The following is a 24342-nucleotide window of genomic DNA, read 5'->3' as shown; positions in this document are numbered from 1 at the left end:
CACGCTAGAAGAGCGATGCGGGCGAAGCAAGGCTGAGCGGCGTTGCAAAGGCAAAATACTTAGTATACTATCTATTGCAACAATTGGGGAGAGAGGACCGCATGGACGGATTGATGCAGAATGTGCCGCTGACGGTCGACCGGATCATCGACCATGCGGCGAACTGGCACGGCTCGCGCGAGATCGTGTCGCGCGATGCCGAAGGGCGCGTCACCCGTTCCACCTATGCCGACATCCACGCCGACGCGAAGCGCGTGTCGAACGCGCTTGCCGCCGAAGGCATCAAGCCGGGCGACCGCGTCGCGACGATGGCGTGGAACGGCGCACGGCACCTCGCCGCCTGGTATGGCGCGGCGGGGATGGGGGCGGTGCTCCACACGCTCAACCCGCGGCTTTTCCTCGAACAGATCGCCTATATCGCGAAACACGCCGGCGACCGGCTGCTGATCGCCGATCCTGCCACCGCCGATCTGGTGGAGCAATTGCTGCCGCAGGTGCCCTCGATCGAGAAGGTGATCTTCTTCTGCGACCGGGCATCGTTGCCGCGGACGAGCTTTGCGGCGGTGGCGTTCGACGACTGGATCGCGGGGCATTCGACGGAATATGACTGGGGAAGCTTCGACGAAAATGCTGCCTGCGGGCTTTGCTATACCAGCGGCACGACGGGTAATCCCAAGGGGGTGCTCTATTCGCACCGCTCCAACTATATTCACGCGCTGATGACCCTCCAGCGCGACGCGCTCGCCCTGTCGGCGCGCGATACGGTGCTGCTCGTCGTGCCGATGTATCACGCCAATGCGTGGGGCGTCGTCTATTCGGCGCCCGCGGTCGGAGCAAAGCTGGTGCTTCCGGGGCAGCGGATGGACGGCGAATCGATCTACAATCTGATCGAGGCGGAGGGCGTGACCTATTCGGCCGCGGTGCCGACCGTGTGGCAGATGCTGCTCCAGTATATGCAGGAAAACGGCAAGCGTTTCACGACCCTGCAGCGCGTGACGATCGGTGGCTCGGCGTGCCCCGAATCGATCATCCGCACCTTCCGCGATGATTATGGCGTCGACGTCATCCAGGGCTGGGGCATGACCGAAACCTCGCCGCTCGGCACCGTGTCGGTGCCCAATGCGCCGGTTGCCGCGAAGTCGGACGACGAACAGATGTCGTATAAGCTCAAACAGGGCCGGCTGCTCTGCGGGCTCGAGATGAAATTGGTCGACGATGCCGGAAACCCTGTGCCGCATGACGGGAAGACACCCGGACGGCTGATGATCAAGGGGCCGACGATTGCGCGCGGCTATTATGGCGGAGAGGGCGGCGAGGTGCTCGACGCCGAGGGCTTTTTCGACACCGGCGACGTCAGCACGATCGACGGTGAGGGCTATATGCAGATCACCGACCGCGCGAAGGATGTCGTCAAATCGGGCGGCGAATGGATCAGCTCGATCGAGATCGAGAATATCGCGATGGGGCATGATGCGGTCGCCAACGCCGCGGTCGTCGGCATCGCGCATCCCAAATGGGACGAGCGCCCGATCCTGTTGTGCCAGTTGAAGCCCGGTTGCGACGCTTGCGCCGACGATCTTAAATCCTTTCTCGATGGCAAGATCGCGCGCTGGTGGATGCCCGACGATGTGTTGTTCGTCGAGGAAATCCCGCTCGGACCGACGGGCAAGATCGACAAGAAGGCGATCCGTGCCGGGCTTGAGGGGTATAAGCTGCCTTTCGAGGTTAGCCGCTGAACCAAAATCATAAAAAGGAGAGACAATGATGGACCCGAACGGGATCGAGGGACTGGACGCGCAATTCATCGGGCGGGTGTCGCCGACCGCGCCGCGCATCCACGCGGGCGGGCATCCGTGCCAGGGCATTTACTGGACGGAGGCAGGCAGGCGGCCGAAGGTCGCGATCATCGCCACCCATTATAATGTCGATTTCAAGGAACATTATATCGCGCCCTGGTTCGCGCGGCAGGGCTTCGGCTTTCTGGGCTGGAACACGCGCTATCGGGGCTTCGAGGACCAGTTCCTGCTCGAACATGCGGTGCTCGACATCGGCGTCGGCATGAAGTGGCTGAAAGAAGAGGCCGGCGTGGAGCAGATCGTTATCCTTGGCAATTCGGGCGGCGGGTCGCTGATGGGCGCCTATCAGGCCGAAGCGATTGCGCCGACGCTGACCGACCGGCTGCCGGCGGTTGGGCAGGATGCTCTGGCGGAACTGGTGAAGGGTGACCTCTATATCAGTTTCAACGCGCATCAGGGGCGCCCCGAAGTGCTTACCGACTGGATGGACGCCTCGGTGATCGACGAGACTGATCCGGTCGCCACTGACCCTGAACTCGACCCGTTCAACCCCGACAACGGCCCGCCCTATTCGGAGGAGTTCATTGCCAGATATCGCGCCGCCCAGCGCACCCGCAACCAGCGCATCACCGACTGGGCGAAGGCCGAGCTGAAGCGGCTGAACGATGCGGGCATTCCCGACCGCATCTTTCCGATGTTCCGGTGCTGGGGCGATATTCGCTGCGTCGATCCGGCGATCGACCCGTCGGATCGCAAGCCCAACTGGTGCTATCGCGGCGATCCGGCAATCGCGAACCGTACGCCGAGCATCGGCCGTGCCAACACGATCAAGACCTGGCTCAACATGTGGAGCCTCGAAACCTCGCCGTGTCAGGGCCAACCGCATCTCGCCAAGCACGACACGCCGGCGCTCGTCGTTCAGGGCACCGCCGATACCGGCGTCTTCCCGAGCGACGCGCGCAAGATTTTCGATTTCCTTGGAAGCAGCGACAAGAGGCTCGAACTGATCCCCGGCGCGCATTATTTCGAGGACTCGATCGCAGAGCGCCGGAATGCCGCCAATCTGGTCGGCGCATGGGTCAGGGAGAAGCTCTGACGTGACGGCGGATGCCGACATCATCGACGCATTGCGCGCCGCCGGACTGGTGGGCGAGGGCGATGTCGTCCTGTCGCCGCTGACCGGCGGTGTGTCTTGTGAAGTGTGGAAGGTCGAGACGCCGTCGGGGTCGATCGTCGTCAAGCGCCCGTTACCGCAGCTTCGCGTCGCCGCCGAATGGCACGCGCCGGTCGAGCGCGGGACGAGCGAAGTGCGCTGGCTCAAGCGCGCGCGCGGCGTCGATCCGGGGATGGCGCCCGAGGTGCTCGCCGAACTGCCGGGCCACGCCTTCGCGATGCGTTTCCTCCCCGACTGCCCGGTGTGGAAGGACGAACTGATGGCGGGCCGCGTCGATATCGGTTTTGCCGCACATGTGGGGCAGGGGATCGCCGCGGTCCACGCCGCGACCGCGCACAATGAGGGCGATCGCACCGATTTTCCCAACGACGAGATGTTCCGGGCGCTGCGCGTCGATCCCTTCCTGCTCCATGTCGCGCGACTGGATAGCGAACTGGCGTTTGCGCTGACCGCGCTCGCGGACGACGTCTCATCGCGCAAGATCGCGCTCGTCCATGGCGACGTCAGTCCCAAGAATATCCTCGTCAGCCGTGCTGGCCCGGTGTTCCTTGATGCCGAATGCGCGGTCTATGGCGATCCGGCCTTCGACCTCGCCTTTTGTACGACGCATCTGCTGCTCAAGGCGGTGTGGTCCGGCGAGGCACGGCTGAACGATGCCGCGGCGGCGCTCGTCGCGGCCTATCGCGCGGCCATCGGCTGGGAGGACGCCGGCGGCCTGCTGCTCCGCGCGGGCAAGCTTGCGGCCGCGCTGCTCCTCGCCCGCGTCGAGGGCAAGTCGCCTGCACCTTATCTGACCGATCCCGAACATAAGCGGATCGTGCGCGATCAGGCGCGCGCGCTGATCATGGCGCCGCAACCGATCGACGCGCTCGTCGCCAACTGGAAAAGGACTTCTCCATGACTTCGCGTATCGCCTCCGTCACCGGCCGCCAGCTCTGGGATTCGCGCGGTCGGCCCACCGTCGAGGCTGAGGTGGTGCTGGAATCGGGCGCGGTCGGTCGCGCGATCGCACCCGCGGGCGCCTCGCGCGGCGCGCACGAGGCGATCGACTTGCGCGACGGGGGCAAAGCCTTCGGCGGTTTTGGTGTCAATCGCGCGGTCGCGGGTATCGGTTCGGAGATCGCGGGCGTGATCACCGGCATGGACGCCCGCGATCAGGCCGCGATCGACCGCGTGCTGTGCGATCTCGACGGTACGCCCAACAAGGCGCGGCTCGGTGCGAACGCCATCGTCGCCGTGTCGATGGCGGTGCTCCACGCCGCGGCAGCCGGCGCGCGCGCGCCGCTCTGGCGCTATCTCGCCGATGGACGCAAGGTGCGCGTGCCGCTGCCCGAGATCCAGATTTTCGGCGGCGGCGCGCACGCCGGGCGGCGCACCGACGTGCAGGATTTCATGGTGATGTGCCCGAAAGCGGGCAGTTTTCGCCGCGCGCTCGAGATCACCGACGATGTCTATCGCGCCGCTGGCCGGCTGATGGAAACCAAGGGACCGCTCTCTGGTGTCGCCGACGAAGGTGGCTGGTGGCCCAATTTCGCGTCGAACGAGGATGCGCTCGATACGCTGACCAAGGCAATCGAGGCGAGCGGGCATCGCGCGGGCGACGAGGTATTTATATCGCTCGACATCGCCGCGAACGAACTCGGCGACGCGGGCGGCTATGATCTCGCGCTCGACGACGGGCGGCTCTCGGGCGAAGAAATGGCGGCGCGCATCATTGAATGGGCCGGACGCTATCCGATCCTGTCGATCGAGGATCCCGCCGGACAGGACGATTGGAAGACGATGGCTGCGGTCACCGCGGCGATCGGCGGCACAGTGCAGATCATCGGCGACGACGTGCTCGTCACCAATGCCGAACGTGTCGCTCGCGCGGGCGAGGCGGCGGCGTGCAACGCGGCCCTGATCAAGGTCAATCAGGTCGGTACGGTGACCGAAGCGAAGGCCGCGCTCGATGCGGCGGTCGCGCGTGACTGGGGCGCGATCGTTTCGGCGCGGTCGGGCGAAAGCGAGGACATCACCATCGCGCATCTCGCGACCGGCTGGGACGCGGGGCAATTGAAGGTCGGCAGCTTCACCCGCTCTGAACGCATGGCGAAGTGGAACGAGATGCTGCGGATCGAGGAGGCGATGGGAAGCGACGCGGTGTTCGCGGGCTTTTCGGCCTTCGCCGGTGCGATCGGGGGAGTTGCGGCATGATCGTCCTCCACGCACGCCCGAGCCCGGGTTTTCGCGAAGCGGTCGATGCGATCTTCGGCGCGGGTGTCGTGACCCACGTTGATGAAGCCGAGCCGCTTGACGGCGTGGCGGGAGAGATTACCGCGTTGCTCCACGTGCTGACGCCGGTGACGCGTGAGTTCATCGCTTCGGCGCCCAAGCTGAAGCTGATCCAGAAGCTCGGCGTCGGGGTGAACACGATCGCGCTCGATGCCGCTCGCGACCATGGCGTCGCGGTGTGCAACATGCCCGGCACCAACAGCCAGGCGGTCGCCGAAATGGCGCTGTCGCTGATGATGGCGGTGCTCCGCCGGACCTGCTTCTTCGACGCGCGGACGCGAGCGGGCGAGGGCTGGACCGCCGACCCGTCCGAGCTCGATCAGGTCGGCGAAATCGGCGGGCGGACGGTCGGACTCGTCGGTTTCGGTAATTCCGCGCAGTTGCTCGCGCCGGTGCTGGCGGCGCTGGGGGCGAAGCTTGTCTACACCGCGCGCCGTCCGCGTGACGTGCCCTATGAATTCTTGCCGCTCGACCGGCTGCTTGCGGAAAGCGACATCGTCTCACTGCACATACCGCTCACCGACGAAACGCGCGCCGGCATCGATCCCTTCGCGATGAAGAAGGGTGCGGTACTGGTGAACACGGCGCGGGGCGAACTGGTCGATGAGGCGCGGCTGGTCGAGGCGCTGACCTCGGGGCATCTGCGCGGCGCCGGGCTCGACGTGTTCGCCGAAGAACCGCTACCACGCGGTAACCCGCTGCTCGGCCTGTCCAACGCGGTAATCGCCCCGCACATCGCCTGGCTGACCCCCGAAACGCTCGTGCGTAGCCTGACCGTCGCGCAGGAAAATTGCCGCCGGCTGGCGGCGGGCGAGGCGTTGCTGCATCAAGTCGTATGAAACACCCCGTCATTGCGAGGCGCGTAGCGACGAAGCAATCTCCAGCTATCGGCATGCCGTGTCGCAAGCTGGAGATTGCTTCGCTGCGCTCGCAATGACGAAGCATAAGGATTGAACCCATGCCTCTCCCCATCGTCCTCATCACCGGCCAGCTTCTGACCGAAGCCGTCTGGCAGCCCTTGCTCGATGCGTGGCCCGACCGCGAAGTCATCGTCGCCGACAATCAAAGCGACGACACGATCGAGGGGTTTGCGCAGCGCCTGCTCGACAACGCCCCGCTGAAATTCGTGCTGATCGCCCATGCGATGGGCGGCTTTGTCGCGTTCGAGGTGATGCGCCGCGCACCCGAACGGGTCGCGAAGCTCGCGCTCATCTCGACTCTTGCCTCAGCCGACGGCCCGGCGCAGACCGCGCGGCGGCAGGGTTATATCGACCTGGTGACAAACGGCCGCTTCGACCAGGTCGTCGAAGAGCGCATCCCGATCCTCTTCCCCGAAGAGAAACGCGACGACGAACGGCTGCTCGGCATTGCGCGGCGGATGGCGGCGGACACCGGCGCCGACATCTTCCTCGCGCAGCAGCGCGCGATCATGGCGCGCATCGACAGCCGCCCGCGGCTCGGCGAGATTGCGGTGCCGACCTTGCTGATCTGGGGCGAGAAGGACGGCATCACCAGCCGCGCGCACCATGACGAGATTTTAGAGGCGATTGCGGGCGCGCGGTTGGAGGCGATTCCTGGCGCCGGACATCTGCCGACAGTTGAGGCGCCCGAAGTAGTGGTCCCGTTGCTGACCGAGTTCATGGACGGATAGCCATCGTCATTGCGAGCGAAGCGAAGCAATCTCCAGCTATCGACCTCGCGCAAGGTCGACAGCTGGAGATCGCTTCGTCGCTACGCTCCTCGCAATGACGAGTGGGGCTATTTCAACTCCGCCCGCACCATCGCCGTCCCATCGACCATCGCCTTCAGCTTCGCCAAGCTATGCTGGCGGCTGTGATATTTCATCCCGCAATCGGGCGCGATCCAAAGTCGCTCGGCGTCGACGTAACGCAGCGCCTCGCGGATGCGGTCCGCGACCACCTCGGGCGTTTCGACCTCGGGAATCGACAGGTCGAGCACGCCGTACATGATCGTCTTGGTCGGCAGTTCGGCAAGGATCGCGGGGTCGAGCCCGGGCTGCGCCGCCTCGATCGAGATGACGTCGATCGCCGACGCTTCGAGTTCAGCCAAGAAATCATAGGCCTTGGGCTTCGGCCCCGTCGCGCCCGCGCCGTGGTGGACCATCGCATAGCCGAAACAGATGTGGAGCGCGGTCGTCCCACCGACGCCGTCGAGCGCGCGGTTGATCGCCTCGATCGCGTAGGCATTCGCCTCGGCGGCGCGCGCCTGCAAATAGGGTTCGTCGAGCTGGACGACATCGACCCCGGACGCGAACAAATCCTTGACCTCGGCGTTGACCGCATCGGCATAGTCCATCGCGAGTGCGCGCGCGTCGGGATAATAGCCATTCTCCGCCTGCTGCGTCATCGTGAACGGGCCGGGCAGGGTGAGTTTCACCGGCCGCGTCGAATGGCGGCGGAGGAACGCCGCGTCCTGCGCCTCGATCGGCGCGACGCGGCGGATCGGGCCCGAGACGAGCGGCACCGGATTGGCGTTGCCCGTGCGGTCGATCGCGGTGCCATGCTTCTCGCGGTCGATCCCCGACAGCGCGGTCGCGAGGCGGTTCGAATAGCTTTCGCGGCGCATCTCGCCGTCGCCGACGATGTCGATGCCGACCTCTTCCTGGTCGCGAATCGCCATCAAGGTCGCGGCCTCTTGAGCGTCGGCGAGCCAGGGTTCGGGGATGCGCCACAGCGTCTCGGCGCGCACGCGCGGCGGCAGGCTGGCCTTCAGTTTTTCGCGATCGATCAGCCAGTCGGGCTGGGGGTAGCTTCCGACGATCGTCGTCGGCAATATGGGGCGGTCGAACAAGGTCAATCCTCTCGATTTTTGGGCTGGCCAAACATTTGCTTAGTATTCTATCTAATTCAAGTCGAAACGACGGTTGGGAGAGCAAAATGATCGATCTGGAGGCCATCCGGACGCTGGCGGATATTCCGGCGGCGCAGGCGCGGGTCAGGGGAAGCGCGACCGCGGTGAAGTTCGGCGAGCGCGAGACGAGTTTTGTCGAACTCGATGCGCGATCGAACCGCGTCGCGAACGCGCTGATCGCGTCGGGCGTGGCTCCCGGCGACCGTGTTTCGGCGCTGACCAAGAACCATGACAGCTGGTACCCGCTCTTCTTCGGCACCGCCCGTGCGCGCGCTTGCTTGGCGCCCATCAACTGCCGTCTCGCGCCTGCCGAAATCGGCTTCATTCTGGGCGATGCGGAACCGAAACTGTTGTTGGTCGGCGAAGATTTCTTTGATTCTGCGCTTGCTGCGGTCGCGAACCTTCCGGCGCGGCCGCGCCTGATCGCGCTGTACGGCGAACATCCGGCGTTCGAGCCGTTCGATGCGTGGCTGGGCGAGGCATCCGATGCCGCCATCGTCGATCCGCCGCGGCTAACCGACGATGTGCTCCAGCTCTACACCAGCGGCACGACCGGCCTGCCCAAGGGCGTCGTGCTGACCAACGCCAACTATCGCACCTTCCTTGAGGCCGCGACCCAGGTTGATGGCTTTGCCTATGGCGAGGACGAGACGGTGATGATCGTCATGCCCTTGTTTCACGTCGCGGGCACCAATGTCAGCTTCTCGGGACTCGCGCAGGGCGGGCGGCTGGTGCTCGTCAAGGATTTCACGGCCGCCGACGCGGTACGCATGATGCGCGAGGAGAATGTCGCGCACGCCTTCCTCGCGCCCGCGATGATCCAGATGATGCTGCTTCAGCCCGATGCGGCCGCGAGCGCCTATCCGCAGCTCAAGTCGATCGCCTATGGCGCGTCGCCTATCGCGGAAGATGTGCTGCGCCGCGCGCGCGCGACCTTTGGCTGCGACTTCGTGCAATTCTACGGCATGACCGAGTCCGCCGGCGGCGGTTCGTACCTGTCGCCGAGCGCGCATGACCTGCCGGGTAAGCTCACCTCATGCGGTACGCCGTGGCCGGGCGCGGCGATGGCGATTCTCGATGGTGAGGGGCGCGAACTCGGCGATGGCGAGATCGGCGAGATTGCGATCCGCGGCGGTATCGTGATGAAGGGCTATTGGAACCGTCCTGCTGCGACCGAAGAGACGCTTGCGGGCGGCTGGCTCCACACCGGCGATGTCGGTTACCGCGACGCCGACGGCTTCTACTACGTCCACGACCGGATCAAGGACATGATCGTGTCGGGCGGCGAGAATGTCTATCCGGCCGAGGTCGAGAGCGCGATCATGGGCTGCCCCGGCGTTGCCGACGTCGCGGTGATCGGCGTGCCCGACGACAAATGGGGCGAGGGGGTGAAGGCGCTGGTGGTGCCGGCGGCGGGTGTGACGCTCGATCCCGCCGATATCGTCGCGTGGGCGCGGACGCGGATCGCGGCGTACAAGGTGCCGAAAAGCATCGAGTTCATCGACGCGCTGCCGCGCAATCCGTCGGGCAAGGTGCTGCGCCGTGAACTGCGTGCCCCTTATTGGGAAGGGCGCGATCGCGCGGTGGGGTAAGCGTGTCTGCTTTGGGGTGGCTATCGGCCGTTCGTGCACCCCGGCGAAAGCCGGGGCCCAGTGCGGAAATATTCCAGGTTAGCGCCATCTTTCTGGACCCCGGCTTTCGCCGGGGCACACATCTCTATCGGCCGCTTCCGGCCGCAAAGTGGACGACAGGCCTATCGCGTCCGCGCAAACCAGATGACGTGCCGTGCGCCCTTGCCGTTGCTGCGGGCGCGGACGGTGACTTCGTCGACCGCGAAGCCCGCCGCCGTCAGTCGACGAGTGAATTGCGCGTCGGGGGCCGCCGACCAGATCGCGAGCACGCCGCCCGGCCGCAGCGCCGCCTTGGCCGATGCGAGACCCGAGGCCGAATAGATGCCGTCGTTGGCCTGCCGGACCAGTCCGTCGGGGCCGTTGTCGACATCGAGCAGGATCGCGTCGTAACAGTCGCGCCCAGCCGCGATCGCCGCCGCGACATCGCCGATGACCAACTCGACGCGCGGATCGTCGAGGCAGGTGGCCGCGAGATCCGCCATCGGTTCGCGCGCCCAGTCGATGATTTCGGGGACGAGCTCGGCGACGGTGACCTTCGCGGCCGGGCCGAGCGCCGCGAGCGCCGCGCGCAGGGTGAACCCCATCCCATAGCCGCCGATCAGCAGGTGGGCGGTATCGGGGTTCCGCAGCCGCTCGCAGCTCATCACCGCCAGCGCTTCTTCGGAGCCGCTCATCCGGCTGTTCATCAATTCATTGCCGCCGATCACGATGATGAAATCGTCGCCGCGCCGGTAGAGGCGCAGTTCGTCGCCACCCGGAATCTGCGCGGTGTCGATCAGTTCGCGGACTTTCACCAGTCGATCAGTTCAGCTCGCTCAGCCCAAGCTCGGCGAGCAGGGCGTTTCGCGCCTTGCGGACGTCGCTTGCCAGCGCCGCCGAGGCGAGGTCGCCCGGCACGATCGCTTCGGGCCAATGTTTCGCCACCACGCCGGCAATCCGGTCGAGCTTCGCTTCGTCGGCGATGAAGCGCGGATCGACCGTCCGGGGATCGGCGACGACGCGCAGCCGCAGGCAGGCGGGGCCGCCGCCATTCGCCATCGATTGGCGCACATCGACGGGCAGCAATCGGCGGATCGGACCATTGCCCGCGATCATGCCCTGCAGCCAGTTCCACACCGCGGGCGTGGCCTGCGCCTCGGTCGGCAGCACCAGTCCCATACCGCCGCCATCGGGCAGGCTGACGAGCTGCGCGTTGAACAGGTAGGATTTGATCGCGTCGGGCAGGCTCACCGCGCTCGCCGGCACCTCGACGATCTCGACCTGGGGGAAGGCGGCACGGATTTCCGCATGCGCGGCGTCGCGGTCCTCGAACGCGGTTTCGTGCGTGAAGAGGACATGCTCGTTCGCGACCGCGACGACGTCGTTGTGGAAGGCTCCGCCCTGGATCGCGGTGTCCGACTGGCGGATGAAAAGCGTCCGGGCCGGGTCGAGCCGGTGCAGCCTGGCGACCGCTTTCGACGCGTCGAGATGCTGGCGTGCCGGGAAGCGACCGCCCCCGACGCCATAGACGAAGATTTCGACGCCTTGCCCGTCATGCCCATCGCACAGCCGCATATGGTTCGCCGCGCCCTCGTCGCCGAAGGGAGCGGGGATGGGGGCGTGCACCGCGAAAGCGGGATCGGCGAAGGCGAGCCGCAGCTGCGCCAGCGTGCCCGGCCATTCGTGGCTGCGGTGCGGCATGGTGACGAGGTTCGCGGCGGTCAGGTGGCATTTGCCGTCGGCGCTGTCGGGCGCAGGGGAAACGGTCGCCGCGTTTGCGGCCCACATCGACGACGCCGACCAGGCCTGCGCGCGCAAATGTCCCTCGGCATCCTCCGGCGTCGTGCCCAGCGTTTCAAGCCACGGCGCGTCGGGACGATCGAGCGGCATGAAAAAGCCCTGGGGCAGACCGAGCGTGAGATTGTGGCGCATCTTCTCGATGCCCTGCAGCGCCGCGGCGCGCGGCTGCGATACATCGCCGGCATGGCTGGCCGACGCGATATTGCCGCGGCTCAGCCCCGCATAATTGTGGCTCGGGCCGATAATCCCGTCGAAATTGATTTCGGTGAGCATGGCCTAGCGTCCGATCCAGCTGATCGCGTCGCCCTTGCCGACGCCCAAAATGCGCGCCGCCTCGGCATCGATCGTCCCGTCGGCACCGATCTTTCCGAAGCAGCAGCGAAACTCCGCAAGCCGCCCCGTCGCGACCAGCGCATCCACGCCGCCTTCGGCAATGCCGGTGATTTCGATATGTCGGGCATCGCGGATACTCGCGACCTGATCGGTGCGCGCGGTCATGGTCGGGCCACCGTCGAAGATGTCGACGTAATTTTCGAAAGCGAAGCCTTCATTCTCCAGCATCCGCATCGCGGCGCGCCCGGTCGGGTGGGGGACGCCGATGACGCTGCGCGCATGTTCGCCCAGCATCGCGATATAGACGGGATGCTTGGGCATCAGGTCGGCGATGAACTGGTTGCCGTGGACCGCGTTGAACTGGTCGGCTTCCTGGAAGTTCATCCCGAAAAATTTGCCCGCGACACCGTCCCAGAAGGGCGAGCCGCCGGCCTCGTCGATCACCCCGCGCAGCTCGGCGAGGATGCGGTCGCCGAAGCGCGGCCGGTGGCGCGCGATGAACAGGTAGCGCGAGCGCGCGAGCAGCAGCCCCAGCCCGCCCGCGCGTGCCGCCGGGTGCAGGAACAGCCCGCCGACCTCGCTCGCGCCGTTGAGATCGTTGCTCAGCATCAGCACCTGCGCATGGAAGGTGCGGTTCAATTGCTCGCTATGCTTGCTGTCGGTGCCGATGCGATAGGAGTAGAAAGGCCAGCGTTGCCCGACCTGCCCGAAAATCTGGCAGGTGCCGCGCACTTCGCCGCTGTCGAGGTCTTCGAGCACCATCAGGTAAAGCTCGTCCGCCGGATATTCCTTCTCCGAAGCAAAGCCCGCTTCGGCACGCTCAAGCTTGGCGCGCAGCGCCTTCTTGTCGGGGGGCAGGTTGGTGAAGCCGCCGCCGGTCAGCTTTGCCATCTCGTAGATGCTCTGCAGGTCGCCCGGTTTGGCCGCCCGGATCACATAATTCACACCGTCCCCCGTTCCGCTATTCTTGTCATGGTCAGCGCCGACAGCCGCGCGCGCTCGGCGAGGCTGTCGACGATCAGAAATTCGTCCGCGCTGTGGATCGCCCCGCCGCGCGGACCCATCGTATCCACCACAGGAATACCGCACGCCGCGATATTGTTGCCGTCGCACACGCCTCCGGTCGCGTTCCAGCCGATCGGCGGCAGGCCCAGCGCGGCGCCGCAGTCGCGCACCAGTTCGAACAATCGCGTCGCGGCGGCATCGAGCGGCTTGGGCGGGCGGTTGAAATTGCCGTGAATGTAGCAGTGCACGTCATGGTCGCGCGAGACGGCTGCCACCGCCGCGCGCAGCGCCGCCTCCGCCTCGACCATCGCCTCGGGTGTGGACGGACGCATGTTGACGCGGAGGATCGCGCTGTCGGGGACGACATTGTTGGGCCCGCCGCCGTCGATCTTCGCGGGATTGACCTTCAGCGCCGGCGATTTGAGCGCCGCGAGCCGCAGCGCGAGGTCGGCCGCGGCGAGCAGCGCATTGCGCCCGTCGTCGGGATTGCGCCCGGCATGCGCCGACAGCCCGTGGACGATCACCGAGAAATTGCCGCTGCCCGGCCGCGCGCCGGCGAGCGTGCCGTCGGGCAGCGCGGGTTCGTAGGTCAGCGCGGCGGTCTTGCCCTTGGCCAGCTCGGCGATCAGCGCGGCCGACGCGTGACTGCCCGTCTCCTCGTCGCTGTTGATCATCACATCGTAACCGACGCGGCCTGCCAGCGGCGAGGCTTCAAGCGCGTTCAGCGCCGCGAGGATTACCGCAATCCCCGCCTTCATGTCGGCGGTGCCGGGGCCGTTGAGCACGCCGGGTTCGAGCCACTTCAGCGTCTGGAACGGATGATCGGCGGCGAACACCGTGTCCATATGGCCCGTCAGCAGCAATTGCACCGGCGCGTCGGGCCGCACGCGAAGATGCAGATGGTCGCCGCGCTGTGTGGTCTTGATCTGGCCCGCCGCATCGACGTTCTCGACCGGATCGGGGGTGACGAGCCGTATCTCGCCGGGCAGCACGGCAAAGGCGTCGGCAAGCTGGCCCGCGACGATCTTGAGTCCCGCGAGATTGCCCGTGCCGCTATTCACCGCCGCCCATTGCTCGACCTGTGCGAGCATCGGCGCATCGGCGGCGCGGTCGAGCACGGGGGCTTCGGCGGTCGTGATGGATGTCATGCGCCGGCTATAGACGTCCGTGCCGCCCTTTTGCCACCCCCGACGACGCTACGGAGTCTTCGCCGCGGGAGCTGCCGGTTTGAGCAGCGGCGTATAACCTCGAAGTTGCAGCGCCTTGCGCGGCGAAAGCGTCGCGGCGAGCGTATCGAGCGATTGGTGCGCGCGCGCGTCCTTGCGCTGTGCGAACAGCGTGCGCGCGAGTTCGACCTGCGCGCGCTGCCGCACGTCGAGGTTGCCGAAGGGGTCGAAGAAGGAATCGATCCGGGCCTGGTCCTTGACCCCGGTCCAGGCGAAGGGCCGGGTGCTCGCGGTGTCCCCGGCGATGGCGGTATAGCTCCGCGCGGCCTCGGCGAGCGATAGTTTGCCCGTCAGTACGGCGTATCGCGTCTGGAACAGCCGCGCTTCGGGCGATGCATTGGCGCCGGTGAAATCGGTAAGGACGCGCTCGACCCAGCCCCAGTTCACTACGCCCGTAGTCGCCTGCATCCCGAGCAGGTTGAAGGCAAGGATCGCGCCGCGATGCTCCGCCGTCGTCGCGGCACGCACGGCAGCGTCGTCGGGGCGGCCGAGGCTCGCGGCCGGCACGAGTTCGATCGCGGGGTCATGCTTCAGGATCGCCTCGATGTCGGGTTTGTGGAAATATCCAACGACGACGACGATGGTTTCGCCTTTCCGCTTGTGCGCGATCGCGCGGATGCGCTGCGCCTGCATGAAGGTGCGATAGAGATAGAGGCGGCGCGGCAGGTCGCGATCGGCGCGCGGCGCGGGTTCGCCCGCCCATTTCTGCAGCGGCGCAAGCGTCGCCGGATCGTCGGCGGAAAGGAAATCCCAATCGAGGATCTTGCGGTCAGGAAAGGTCAGGAAGCCCTGAAAGCCTTGTGCTTTGCGCACTTCGAGCGGCGTGTCGAGGTCGAGCCCGAAGCCGAGTAACTGGTCGTCGACCGGCGGCATCCAGTCGATCGGGCAAAGCTCGGTCGGGTTATTCGCCGCCCAAGGCAGGATGATGCCCTGGATCTCGTATGTGAATTCGTAAAAATCTTGCCGCGACGCTTGTTCGGGCGGGCGCTCGATGCAGACTGCGGCGGGCTTCACCAGATCGAGCCACGCCGCGAGCATCCCCGGCTGGTCCTTCTCGGCGACAAGCTGCGCGCTATGGTCGACGCCGAGAATCGCGAGCCGCGTCCTGATCTTTTCGGCTTCGGCAGGTCGCGGGAAGGCCGCCGCGAGCAAAAGCAGGAGGCAGGCCAGGGCATGATGCGGCATGGTCGATTTCCTCGATCGAACGGGGGAAAGACCGCATAGCATGGGTTCCGTTCGCGACAAGGCGCGGTGCTGCGGCCCATGTCCGCGCGCGGGTAATGATGTCGCCGCGATACGGTAAATCACTGCTGCCGGCCGCATAATCGGTTATGAACGCGCCCGAATCGTCCCGGATCGCAATATATTAACCGAAACTTCGGGACAGCCTGCTTACGCTGGCCGAAACCAGATTGAGTGAGCCGATGTCCATCGCCTTCGTCCTAGGCATCAACATGTCCGTCGCCGGCGTTTTTGCCGTCGCCTTCGCCGTGGTTGCGGCGACGAACCGCACCGCGCGCGGCGCCAGGTGGCTCGCGGCGGGCTATGGACTCGGTATCGTCAATGTCGGCCTCGAATTCCTGCTGACGTGGCAGGTCGATCCGACGCCCATCGGCATCGGCATATTCCTCGTCTTCCTCCTCGCGCTCAGCTTCGCGCTGGTCGGTGTCGCCCGCCACTATTGCACCGCACCGCCATGGGTCGCCATGGCCGCAATATGGGTGCTCACGATCCTCGCCGTGCCCGCGATATTCAGCTTGGCCTATGGCTCGATGCCGCGGCTGATACTCTATCAGCTTCCCTATTTCGCGATGCAGTTACTGATCGGCATCGTGATCTGGCGTTCGGGCCGCCGCCAGCCGCTCGATCTGCTGCTGATCGCGCTCCAGCTTGTCGCGGCGACCATCTATATCGCCAAGCCGTTCATCGCAGTGACGATCGGAACGGCGAGTTCGCCGCAAGGTTATATGGCGACGACCTATGCTGCGATTTCGCAGAGCGGGAGCGTCGTCACCTTGATGGCGATCGCGCTCGTCATGCTGCTCATCATGATGCGCGACACGACGGCGGAGATGGTCGTGCGTTCGGAAACCGATCCGCTTTCGAGCGTGCTCAACCGGCGGGGCTTCGAACATCATGCCGAACTGGCGTTGCTGCGCGGGGGGGAGAGTGCGGTGCTGATCGCCGCCGACCTCGATCATTTCAAAAGGATCAACGACAGCTTCGGTCACGCCGCGGGCGACGGGGTCATCGCGCATTTCGCCGCGATGCTGGTCGATACGGCGCCTCCCAATGCGATTGTCGGGCGAATCGGCGGCGAGGAATTCGCCGTACTCCTTCCCGATGCCTTGCTGTCCGACGGCCGCATCTACGCCGAAGCGGTGCGCACCGCCTTTGCTGCGGCGCAATTGCCGGTGCTCGGCGTCGATCGCGGCTTTACAGCGTCCTTCGGCGTCGCCCAGCGCGCGTCCGACGATTCGCTGTTCGAACTGTCGCGCCGCGCCGATGCCGCCCTCTATCGCGCCAAGGCCGGTGGGAGGAACCAGGTTCGCGTCGCGCTCGGCGAACTGTCGTCGGCGCCCGCCATGGGCGCTGCCTGACGTCAGACCGCGAGCAGCGGCGTATCTTCCTCGCGCGGCGGCGCGGCCTCGAAACCGGGGAGGGGCTCGAATCCCTCGTCGCTGAGTTCGATCGACGCGAGGCCGCCGAGTTTGAAGTGGCCGAGCCGCGGATCCTCGTCTGACCGCCAGCTCTTGTTCAAATTCAGCGCGCTGATGAACAGGTCGCCGCGGCGTTCGAACAGCAGATGCGGCGCCAGCGTCAGCGTCTGGCCGTTATATTGCGCCGTCACCAGCTTCTTGCGAGCGATGGCTTCCATCAATTTCAGTCGTGTATCGTCCATGGATCCGGTCGTTTGGGGAGATATATATTTCGTTGTGCGCTGCAACGTAACCTACGCGGCGCGCATTGAAAAGCGCCCATTGCCAATCGAATCCAATCGCGGCATAGCGCAGCGGCCCTTTCCTCCCCGGGTCCACTGGCGCAGCCGCGCCGACCAGAGGGTGCTTGCATGACCGAATTTCTCGACCGTTCCGGCCTGTCCGTCGATTCGCGACTGGCCGTCTTCATCGAGCAGCGCGCGCTGCCGGGGACGGGGCTCGACGCTGCCAAGTTCTGGAGCGACTTCGCGGACTTGCTGGGCAGGTTCGCGCCAGAGAACGCCGCCTTGCTCGCGAAACGAGAAGATTTGCAGACGCAGATCGATGCCTGGCATCAGGCGCGCGAAGGGCAGGCACACGACCCCGCCGCCTATCAGGTGTTCCTCCGCGAGATCGGCTATCTCGTTCCCGAACCCGCACCTTTCAAAGTCGGCACACAGAATGTCGATCCCGAGATCGCGACGATGGCGGGGCCGCAGCTCGTCGTGCCCGCGCTCAACGCACGCTTCGCGCTCAACGCCGCCAACGCGCGCTGGGGCAGCCTCTACGATGCCTTCTACGGCACCGACGCGCTCGACGCGCCGCCGGCGAAACCGGGCGGCTATGATCCTGCTCGCGGCGCGGCAGTCATCGCGCGCGCCAAGGCGTTCCTCGACGATGCGGCGCCGCTCGCATCGGGCCGCTGGGCCGACTGGCAGGGCGGACAGCTGGCGCTCGCCGACCCGTCGCAATGGGTGGGCAGCAAGCCCGGCGGCATATTGCTCCGCCACAATGGCCTGCACATCGAACTGGTGATCGATCCCGACAGTGCGATCGGGAAAACCGATCCGGCGGGCATCGCCGACGTCATCCTCGAAGCCGCGCTGACGACGATCATCGACCTCGAGGACAGCGTCGCCGCGGTCGACGGCGAAGACAAGGTGCTCGGCTATACCAACTGGCTCGGCCTGATGCGCGGCGACCTTATGGAAAGCTTCGACAAGGGTGGCAAGACCGTTACCCGCGCGATGGAGGGGGATCGCGAATGGACGTCGCCATCGGGCGAGCCCTTCACCCTCCACGGGCGCAGCGTGATGTTCGTGCGCAACGTCGGCCACCTGATGACGACGCCGATGATCAGGCTGCCGAACGGCGCCGAGGCGCCCGAAGGCCTCTGCGATGCCGTCATCACCAGCCTTTGCGCGCTCCACGACCTCAAAGGCCTCGGCACGCAAACCAACAGCCGCGCCGGCAGCATCTATATCGTCAAGCCCAAGCAGCACGGGCCCGAGGAATGCGGCTTCACGAACCGCCTGTTCGACGCGGTCGAGGATATGCTCGGCCTCGCGCGCCACACGATCAAGGTCGGCGTGATGGACGAGGAGCGGCGTACCAGCGCCAACCTCGCCGCGTGCATCCATGCGGTGAAGGACCGTATCGTCTTTATCAACACCGGCTTCCTCGACCGCACCGGCGACGAAATTCACACCTCGATGCGCGCGGGACCGATGATCCCCAAGGGCGAGATGAAGGCGAGCGACTGGATCGCTTCCTACGAAGACCGCAACGTCCGCATCGGCCTCGCCTGCGGCCTTTCAGGGAAAGCGCAGATCGGCAAGGGCATGTGGGCGATGCCCGACCTGATGCGCGGCATGCTCGAGGCGAAGATCGGTCATCCGAAATCGGGCGCGAACACCGCGTGGGTGCCCTCGCCGACCGCCGCGACGCTGCACGCGCTACACTATCACATGGTCGATGTGTTCGCGCGCCAGAGGGAAATCGCGGGCGAGGCGGTGCCCGCGCTCGACCGGCTGCTCGCCATTCCCGTCGCGACTGGGCGCAACTGGAGCGAGGCGGAGATCACGCGCGAACTCGACAATAATTGCCAGGGCATTCTTGGCTATGTCGTGCGCTGGATCGACCAGGGCGTCGGCTGCTCGAAGGTGCCCGACATCGACGACGTCGGCCTGATGGAGGACCGCGCGACGCTGCGCATCTCCAGCCAGGCGCTCGCCAACTGGCTGCTCCACGGCGTCTGCACCGAGGCACAGGTCGACGCGGCGCTGGCGCGCATGGCGGCGAAGGTCGACGCGCAGAACGCCGGCGACCCGCTGTATGAGAAGCTGTCGCCCGACGGCATCGCATACCGCGCCGCGCGCGCGCTGATCTTCGAAGGCGTGAGCCAGCCGTCGGGCTATACCGAACCGCTGCTGCACAAATATCGCCAGATGAAGAAGGCGGACTGAAAGGGGCAAGGCCGATTCCGGTTCCGATGAGCCGATCCTGGCGCTGCCATCGCTTATAGCGGCGGTGCGAGATACATGGGCGCGCCCTTGGTTTCAGGGACGGGGCGACCGTCTATGTCCTGCCTCGCCTATCACTCCCACTCGATCGTGCCCGGCGGTTTCGACGTATAGTCATAGACGACGCGGTTAATGCCTTGCACCTCGTTGATGATGCGCGTCGCGCAGCGGCTGAGGAAGCTCGCATCGAAGGGGTAGATGTCGGCGGTCATGCCGTCGGTCGAGGTCACCGCGCGCAGCGCGCAGACATGGTCATAGGTGCGTCCGTCGCCCATCACGCCGACGGTCTTGACCGGAAGCAGCACCGCGAACGCCTGCCAGATCGCATCATACAGGCCCGCGTTGCGGATCTCTTCGAGATAGACGGCGTCGGCCTTGCGCAGGATGTCGCAGCGGTCCTTGCTGACCTCGCCCGGGATGCGGATCGCGAGGCCGGGGCCCGGGAACGGATGGCGGCCGACGAAAATGTCGGGGAGCCCCAGCTCCTTGCCGAGCAGGCGGACCTCGTCCTTGAACAGCTCGCGCAGCGGTTCGACCAGCTTCATGTTCATGCGCTCGGGAAGGCCGCCGACATTGTGGTGGCTCTTGATCGTCACGCTCGGTCCGCCGGTGAAGCTGACGCTCTCGATCACATCGGGGTAAAGCGTGCCCTGTGCGAGGAAGTCGGCGCCGCCGATCTTCTTCGCTTCTTCCTCGAACACGTTGATGAATTCGGCGCCGATGAACTTGCGCTTCTTCTCGGGGTCGGTGACGCCCGCGAGGCCCGCCATGAATCGCTCCTCGGCATCGACGACGACGAGCGGGATGTTGTAATGGTCGCGGAACAGCCGTTCGACCTGCTCGCGCTCGTTCATGCGCAAGAGGCCGTGATCGACGAAGACGCAGGTGAGCTGTTCGCCGATCGCTTCGTGGATCAGCACCGCCGCAACCGCGCTGTCGACCCCGCCCGACAGGCCGCAGAGCACGCGCTGGTCGCCAACCTGCGCGCGAATCTCGGCGATCTTGGTGGCGCGGAACTCGGCCATCGTCCACTCGCCGCTGCAACCGCAGACGTGGCGGACGAAATTGGCGATCAGCTTCGCGCCGTCGGGGGTGTGGACGACCTCGGGGTGGAATTGCGTCCCATAATAGCGGCGCTCGTCGTCGGCGATCAGCGCGAAGGGCGCGCCGTCGCTGATCGCAACGATGCGAAAGCCCGGCGCGAATTGGGTGACGCGGTCGCCGTGGCTCATCCACACCTGATGGCGCTCGCCAACCTCCCACAATCCGTCGAACAGCACGCAGGGTTCGGTGACGGTCAGGAAGGCGCGGCCGAATTCGCCGTCGCGTTCGCCATCGACGCCGCCGGGTTCGACCTGGCCGCCGAGTTGCTGGCTCATCACCTGCTGGCCGTAACAGATGCCGAGGATCGGCACGCCGCTGTCGAAAATCGACTGCGGCGCGCGCGGGCTGCCGTCGGCGGGGACCGAGGCGGGCGAGCCCGAGAGGATCACGCCCTTCGGCTGCATCCGTTCGAGCGCGGCTTCGGCCTGCGTGAAGGGGACGATCTCGCTATACACGCCGGCCTCGCGGACGCGGCGGGCGATGAGCTGGGTCACCTGGCTGCCGAAATCGACGATCAGGATGGATTCGGGCGGAGTGGAAGAGTCTGGAGTCGGCATGGCTGGCCGATAAGGGCGAAGGCTCATGCTGTCCAGCGGTCGATATGGGGCGCCCGTCGAACGGGCATGGCCTCGACACATTGTTGCGACAATTGCGCGACATAGATGAACCGCGAACAAAGCGCGGCGTCAGCGGGCGTTAAGCGCTGCCATGCGAAGAAAAAAACGAAGACAGAAAAGAAACAAAGGCTCTCCCCCATGAATAACATCCGCCTCTCCATTTCCGCACGCGCCGCCCTGCTCGCCGCCGGAGCCTCGTTCGCGCTGCCGGTGATCGCAGCGACGCCGATCGGTCCCGCCGCGGCGACGGCGGTGGCCGAGCAGCCGGCCGAGGCCGCACCCGCGGCACCCGAGGATCAGGAGGAGGATGACGAATATAGCGAGGACGAGATCATCGTCACGGCCCCGCGGCTCGCGGGCCAGCTCGCCACCGACATCAGGGCCGAAGCCGAGCTCGATGAGGCGGCGGTCGCGAGCTATGGCGCCTCGTCGATCGAGGAATTGCTCGATGCGCTCGAACCGCAGACGCGATCGGGCCGCGGGCGCGGCGGGCGGCCGGTCATCCTCGTCAACGGCCGGCGCATTTCGGGCTTCGGCGCGGTGCGCAACATCCCGCCCGAAGCGATCGCCAAGGTCGAGATTTTCCCTGAGGAAGTCGCGCTCGAATATGGCTATGCCGCGACCGAGCGCGTCGTCAATTTCGTGCTCAAGCCCGATTTCCGTCAGATTTCGGTCGAGGCGGAAGCCGGGATCCCGACGCAGGGCGGGCAATTCAAGAACGAGCTCGAGCCCGCCTTCATGGCGATCGGCGACAACGGCCGGCTCAACCTCAATGCGAGCTGGGAGCATCAGACGATGCTGCGCGAAAGCGAGCGCGATCTCGTTTACGACGATCCCGTCCTCGCAGCCGGCGCACCCGCGCGCAGCCTGGCCGCCGCGAGCGACGAATATGTCATCGACGGCACGCTCGTGCGTAACATCGACAAGGTGACCGAGGCGTCGGTCAGCCTGCGTTTCGACCAGACCGACAGCCTGTCGCTGCTCGGCCCGCGGAACGGCAATCCCGACGATCCCCGCCGCCGCGACACCCGCTCGCAGAACTGGACCAGCTCGGCGAGCGTCAACGGCATGCTCGGCGACTGGCGCTGGTCGGTCACCGGCAATTATGCCGACGCCGATCAACGCACCTTCACCGAACAGGAAAGCGGCGCGCTCGACCGGTTCGACAGCAGCCAGCAAAGCTTCGGTACCAACGCCAATATTTCGGGCAGCGTCACCGAAGGCTGGGCCGGCCCGATCCGCGCCTCGATCACCGGCGGCTATAGCGGACAACGCTTCGACAGCCGGACCGAACGCGGCATCGACATCGTCACGACCGAACTCGCGCGCGACACGCCCAGCGTCTTCGGCTCGCTCACCGTTCCGCTGCTCGATCCCGAATATGATATCGGCAATATCGGCCGCCTGTCGCTGACGCTCAACGCACAGGCCGAGCGGCCGAGCGACTTTTCCGCGCTGACGAGCTGGGGCGCGACGCTGAACTGGGGCGTCACCGACAATCTGTCGTTGCTCGCGAGCTTCTCCAGCGACGAAGCGGCGCCCAGCATGACCCAGCTCGGCGCGGCGCCGCTCGAAACCGAGGGCGTCACCTATTATGATTTCCAGACCGGTCAGACGGTGCTGATCAATACGATCACTGGCGGCAACCCGTTCCTGCTCGCCGAACAGCGGCGCGACCTCAAGGTCGGGCTGAACTGGGAGGTGCCGATGGTCGAAGGCCTGCGTTTCTCGATCAACTACAACCGCAACCAGAGCAACGACACCGCGAACAATTTCCCGCTGCTGACCCCGGAGATCGAGGCGGCATTCCCCGGCCGTGTGATCCGCGACGACGACGGGACCCTGCTCGCGATCGACCAGCGTCCGGTCAATTTCGAACGCGCGACCAATTCGCAGATCCGCTGGGGCTTCAATTTCGGCAGGAGCTTTGGCCAGGGCGACGCGGGCGAGGGTGGCGGCCGCGGGCGTTTCGGCGGCGGACGCACCGGCGCTGGCGGTCCGCCCCCGGGCGATGCCGACGTGCCGCCGCCGCGTGAGGGCGGCGAGGCCGCACCGCCGCCCGCCGAAGGACAGCGGCCCCCGGCCGAAGCAGGGGAGCGTCGCGGCGGCGGCGGGGGCGGTTTCCGCGGCCGCGGCGGCGGGCGTGGCGGCATGTTCGGCGGACGGCAGCAGCAAGGCGGACGCTGGCAGGTGTCGCTCTACCACACCGTCAAGCTGACCGACAAAGTGCTGATCGGACCGGGCGTCCCCGAACTCGACCTGTTGAACGGATCGGCGACGGGTAGCGGCGGCGGCACCAACCGCCACCTCGTCGAACTCGACGGCGGCCTGTTCTACAAGGGCTTCGGTACCCGGGTCAGCGCGAAATACGACAGTGGCAGCAGCATCGTCGGCGGCGCCAATGGCGACCTGAAGTTCCACGATCTCGCGACGTTCAACTTGCGCTTCTTCGCCGATTTCAACCAGATGCCGAAGCTGACCGACGACCTGCCTTTCCTGAAAGGATCGCGCCTGCGCCTGTCGGTCAACAATCTGTTCGACGCGCAGCGCAAGGTGACCGACGCCAGCGGTGTCGTGCCGCTGAACTACCAGCCCGGCTATACCGATCCGCTCGGCCGCTATGTCGAGCTGGAGTGGCGCAAGGCCTTCTAGGCCGTCGCGGGAAGGCGGCTTTGGGGTGGGGAGCGGAACGACTGCTTTCGGCGGGACTGGAGAAAACACCTAAAAGCGGATAGCTACCCAACCTATGGAAACCGAACCGGATATTCGCTTGCTGGGCTTTTCATTGTGGGTCGACGGCCGGGAGTTTCCCGATGCCACCGACTTCTGGGACAGCAACTGGCTCATGATACGCGCTGAGATGCGCGCTAGTGGTGCTTACGTCGAGCATTCTGGGCCGATACTCACGACTGCCGACATCGAACAATTTCGTGACGACCTTTCGCAGATGGTCGATACAATGACTGGCGAAGCGGCACTAACGGGTATGGAACCCGGCCTCAGACTGCAGTTAAAGATGCAAAAACTGGGACGCATCGAAGCCATAGTGGAGATTACGCCCGACCATCTCACCCAGCAGCACAGCTTTGAAGTCGAGGCAGATCAGTCCTTCCTTCCCGGATTAGTCGCGTCATGCGACGCGGTTCTGACACGATTTCCGGTGATCAATGCTCCGTCCAATTGACAGCTTTTCGTCAATTCGCTTCGATATCTGAACGTCTGCAATCGTTGAGAGTTTCGGACGCCGATAGGCGTCGGAAAGTCTTCGATGCCCGAACCGCGGGGGTCATAGGCTGAGAGCTATGGGGAAA

At 65.7% G+C, this 24342-nt stretch carries 19 protein-coding genes; 11 read left to right on the top strand and 8 right to left on the bottom strand.

The window, feature by feature from the left end; all coding sequences use genetic code 11:
• Positions 1-101 precede the first annotated feature (101 nt).
• The 6 genes from HDC29_RS16420 to HDC29_RS16395 all read left to right on the top strand — a co-directional run bounded on the left by HDC29_RS16420 (position 102) and on the right by HDC29_RS16395 (position 6895).
• Positions 102-1736: a long-chain-fatty-acid--CoA ligase gene (locus HDC29_RS16420; RefSeq protein ID WP_179499377.1), complete on the top strand. Its 1635-nt coding sequence runs from the start codon at positions 102-104 to the stop codon at positions 1734-1736.
• Positions 1737-1761: 25 nt separating this feature from the next.
• Positions 1762-2892, top strand: coding sequence for a lysophospholipase (locus HDC29_RS16415; RefSeq protein WP_257018343.1), 1131 nt, complete (start codon positions 1762-1764; stop codon positions 2890-2892).
• A gap of 1 nt (position 2893) precedes the next feature.
• Positions 2894-3871, top strand: coding sequence for a phosphotransferase family protein (locus HDC29_RS16410; RefSeq protein ID WP_373562826.1), 978 nt, complete (start codon positions 2894-2896; stop codon positions 3869-3871).
• On the top strand, positions 3868-5166 hold the full coding sequence (gene eno, locus HDC29_RS16405) for a phosphopyruvate hydratase (RefSeq protein ID WP_179499375.1): 1299 nt from the start codon (positions 3868-3870) through the stop codon (positions 5164-5166). The genes HDC29_RS16410 and eno overlap by 4 nt, the downstream gene beginning before the upstream one ends.
• Positions 5163-6083 (top strand): NAD(P)-dependent oxidoreductase, encoded by a 921-nt coding sequence (locus HDC29_RS16400; RefSeq protein ID WP_179499374.1) that lies wholly within the window; start codon positions 5163-5165, stop codon positions 6081-6083. The genes eno and HDC29_RS16400 overlap by 4 nt, the downstream gene beginning before the upstream one ends.
• A gap of 119 nt (positions 6084-6202) precedes the next feature.
• Complete coding sequence (locus HDC29_RS16395) at positions 6203-6895, top strand: alpha/beta fold hydrolase (protein ID WP_179499373.1); 693 nt, start codon at positions 6203-6205, stop codon at positions 6893-6895.
• A gap of 107 nt (positions 6896-7002) precedes the next feature.
• On the opposite strand, the gene HDC29_RS16390 is transcribed toward HDC29_RS16395, so the two are convergent.
• Positions 7003-8037 (bottom strand): 5-methyltetrahydropteroyltriglutamate--homocysteine methyltransferase, encoded by a 1035-nt coding sequence (locus HDC29_RS16390; RefSeq protein WP_373562832.1) that lies wholly within the window; start codon positions 8035-8037, stop codon positions 7003-7005.
• Positions 8038-8141: 104 nt separating this feature from the next.
• Between HDC29_RS16390 and HDC29_RS16385 the strand changes: the two genes are divergently transcribed.
• Positions 8142-9707 (top strand): long-chain-fatty-acid--CoA ligase, encoded by a 1566-nt coding sequence (locus HDC29_RS16385; RefSeq protein ID WP_179499371.1) that lies wholly within the window; start codon positions 8142-8144, stop codon positions 9705-9707.
• Between the two features lie 161 nt (positions 9708-9868).
• On the opposite strand, the gene HDC29_RS16380 is transcribed toward HDC29_RS16385, so the two are convergent.
• The 5 genes from HDC29_RS16380 to HDC29_RS16360 are packed head-to-tail and all read right to left on the bottom strand — an operon-like array spanning position 9869 to position 15274.
• Positions 9869-10540, bottom strand: coding sequence for a spermidine synthase (locus HDC29_RS16380; protein WP_179499370.1), 672 nt, complete (start codon positions 10538-10540; stop codon positions 9869-9871).
• A gap of 7 nt (positions 10541-10547) precedes the next feature.
• Positions 10548-11798 carry an N-succinylarginine dihydrolase gene (locus HDC29_RS16375; RefSeq protein WP_179499369.1) on the bottom strand — a complete coding sequence of 417 codons (1251 nt, stop codon included), beginning with the start codon at positions 11796-11798 and terminating at the stop codon, positions 10548-10550.
• Between the two features lie 3 nt (positions 11799-11801).
• Entirely contained in the window at positions 11802-12803 is a 1002-nt protein-coding gene (locus HDC29_RS16370; RefSeq protein ID WP_179499368.1) for an arginine N-succinyltransferase, read from the bottom strand.
• Positions 12800-14011, bottom strand: coding sequence for a hydrolase (locus tag HDC29_RS16365; RefSeq protein ID WP_179499367.1), 1212 nt, complete (start codon positions 14009-14011; stop codon positions 12800-12802). Before HDC29_RS16365 ends, HDC29_RS16370 begins: the two co-directional genes overlap by 4 nt.
• 48 nt (positions 14012-14059) lie before the next feature.
• Positions 14060-15274: a hypothetical protein gene (locus HDC29_RS16360; protein WP_179499366.1), complete on the bottom strand. Its 1215-nt coding sequence runs from the start codon at positions 15272-15274 to the stop codon at positions 14060-14062.
• Between the two features lie 239 nt (positions 15275-15513).
• Between HDC29_RS16360 and HDC29_RS16355 the strand changes: the two genes are divergently transcribed.
• Positions 15514-16689, top strand: a complete 1176-nt coding sequence (locus tag HDC29_RS16355; RefSeq protein ID WP_179499365.1) for a GGDEF domain-containing protein — start codon at positions 15514-15516, stop codon at positions 16687-16689.
• A 2-nt stretch (positions 16690-16691) separates the two neighbouring features.
• On the opposite strand, the gene HDC29_RS16350 is transcribed toward HDC29_RS16355, so the two are convergent.
• On the bottom strand, positions 16692-16991 hold the full coding sequence (locus tag HDC29_RS16350; RefSeq protein ID WP_179499364.1) for a hypothetical protein: 300 nt from the start codon (positions 16989-16991) through the stop codon (positions 16692-16694).
• Between the two features lie 168 nt (positions 16992-17159).
• Between HDC29_RS16350 and HDC29_RS16345 the strand changes: the two genes are divergently transcribed.
• A complete protein-coding gene (locus tag HDC29_RS16345) occupies positions 17160-19253 on the top strand; it encodes a malate synthase G (RefSeq protein ID WP_179499363.1) in 2094 nt (697 codons plus the stop codon).
• A 131-nt stretch (positions 19254-19384) separates the two neighbouring features.
• Here HDC29_RS16345 and guaA read toward each other — a convergent pair whose 3' ends face one another.
• Positions 19385-20971 carry a glutamine-hydrolyzing GMP synthase gene (guaA, locus tag HDC29_RS16340; RefSeq protein WP_179499362.1) on the bottom strand — a complete coding sequence of 529 codons (1587 nt, stop codon included), beginning with the start codon at positions 20969-20971 and terminating at the stop codon, positions 19385-19387.
• Between the two features lie 198 nt (positions 20972-21169).
• On the opposite strand from guaA, the gene HDC29_RS16335 reads away from it, so the two are divergent.
• Complete coding sequence (locus tag HDC29_RS16335) at positions 21170-23683, top strand: TonB-dependent siderophore receptor (RefSeq protein ID WP_179499361.1); 2514 nt, start codon at positions 21170-21172, stop codon at positions 23681-23683.
• Positions 23684-23777: 94 nt separating this feature from the next.
• The gene (locus tag HDC29_RS16330) at positions 23778-24215 is read left to right on the top strand and encodes a hypothetical protein (RefSeq protein WP_179499360.1); all 438 of its coding nucleotides are present in this window, start codon (positions 23778-23780) and stop codon (positions 24213-24215) included.
• The last annotated feature ends 127 nt before the right edge of the window (positions 24216-24342 follow it).

Origin of the sequence: Sphingopyxis sp. JAI108 (assembly GCF_013410105.1) — a bacterium.
In the GTDB taxonomy this organism is placed as follows: domain Bacteria; phylum Pseudomonadota; class Alphaproteobacteria; order Sphingomonadales; family Sphingomonadaceae; genus Sphingopyxis; species Sphingopyxis chilensis.
The sequence above is the reverse complement of the archived record's forward strand: the minus strand, read 5'-3'. Positions and strand labels throughout refer to the sequence as shown.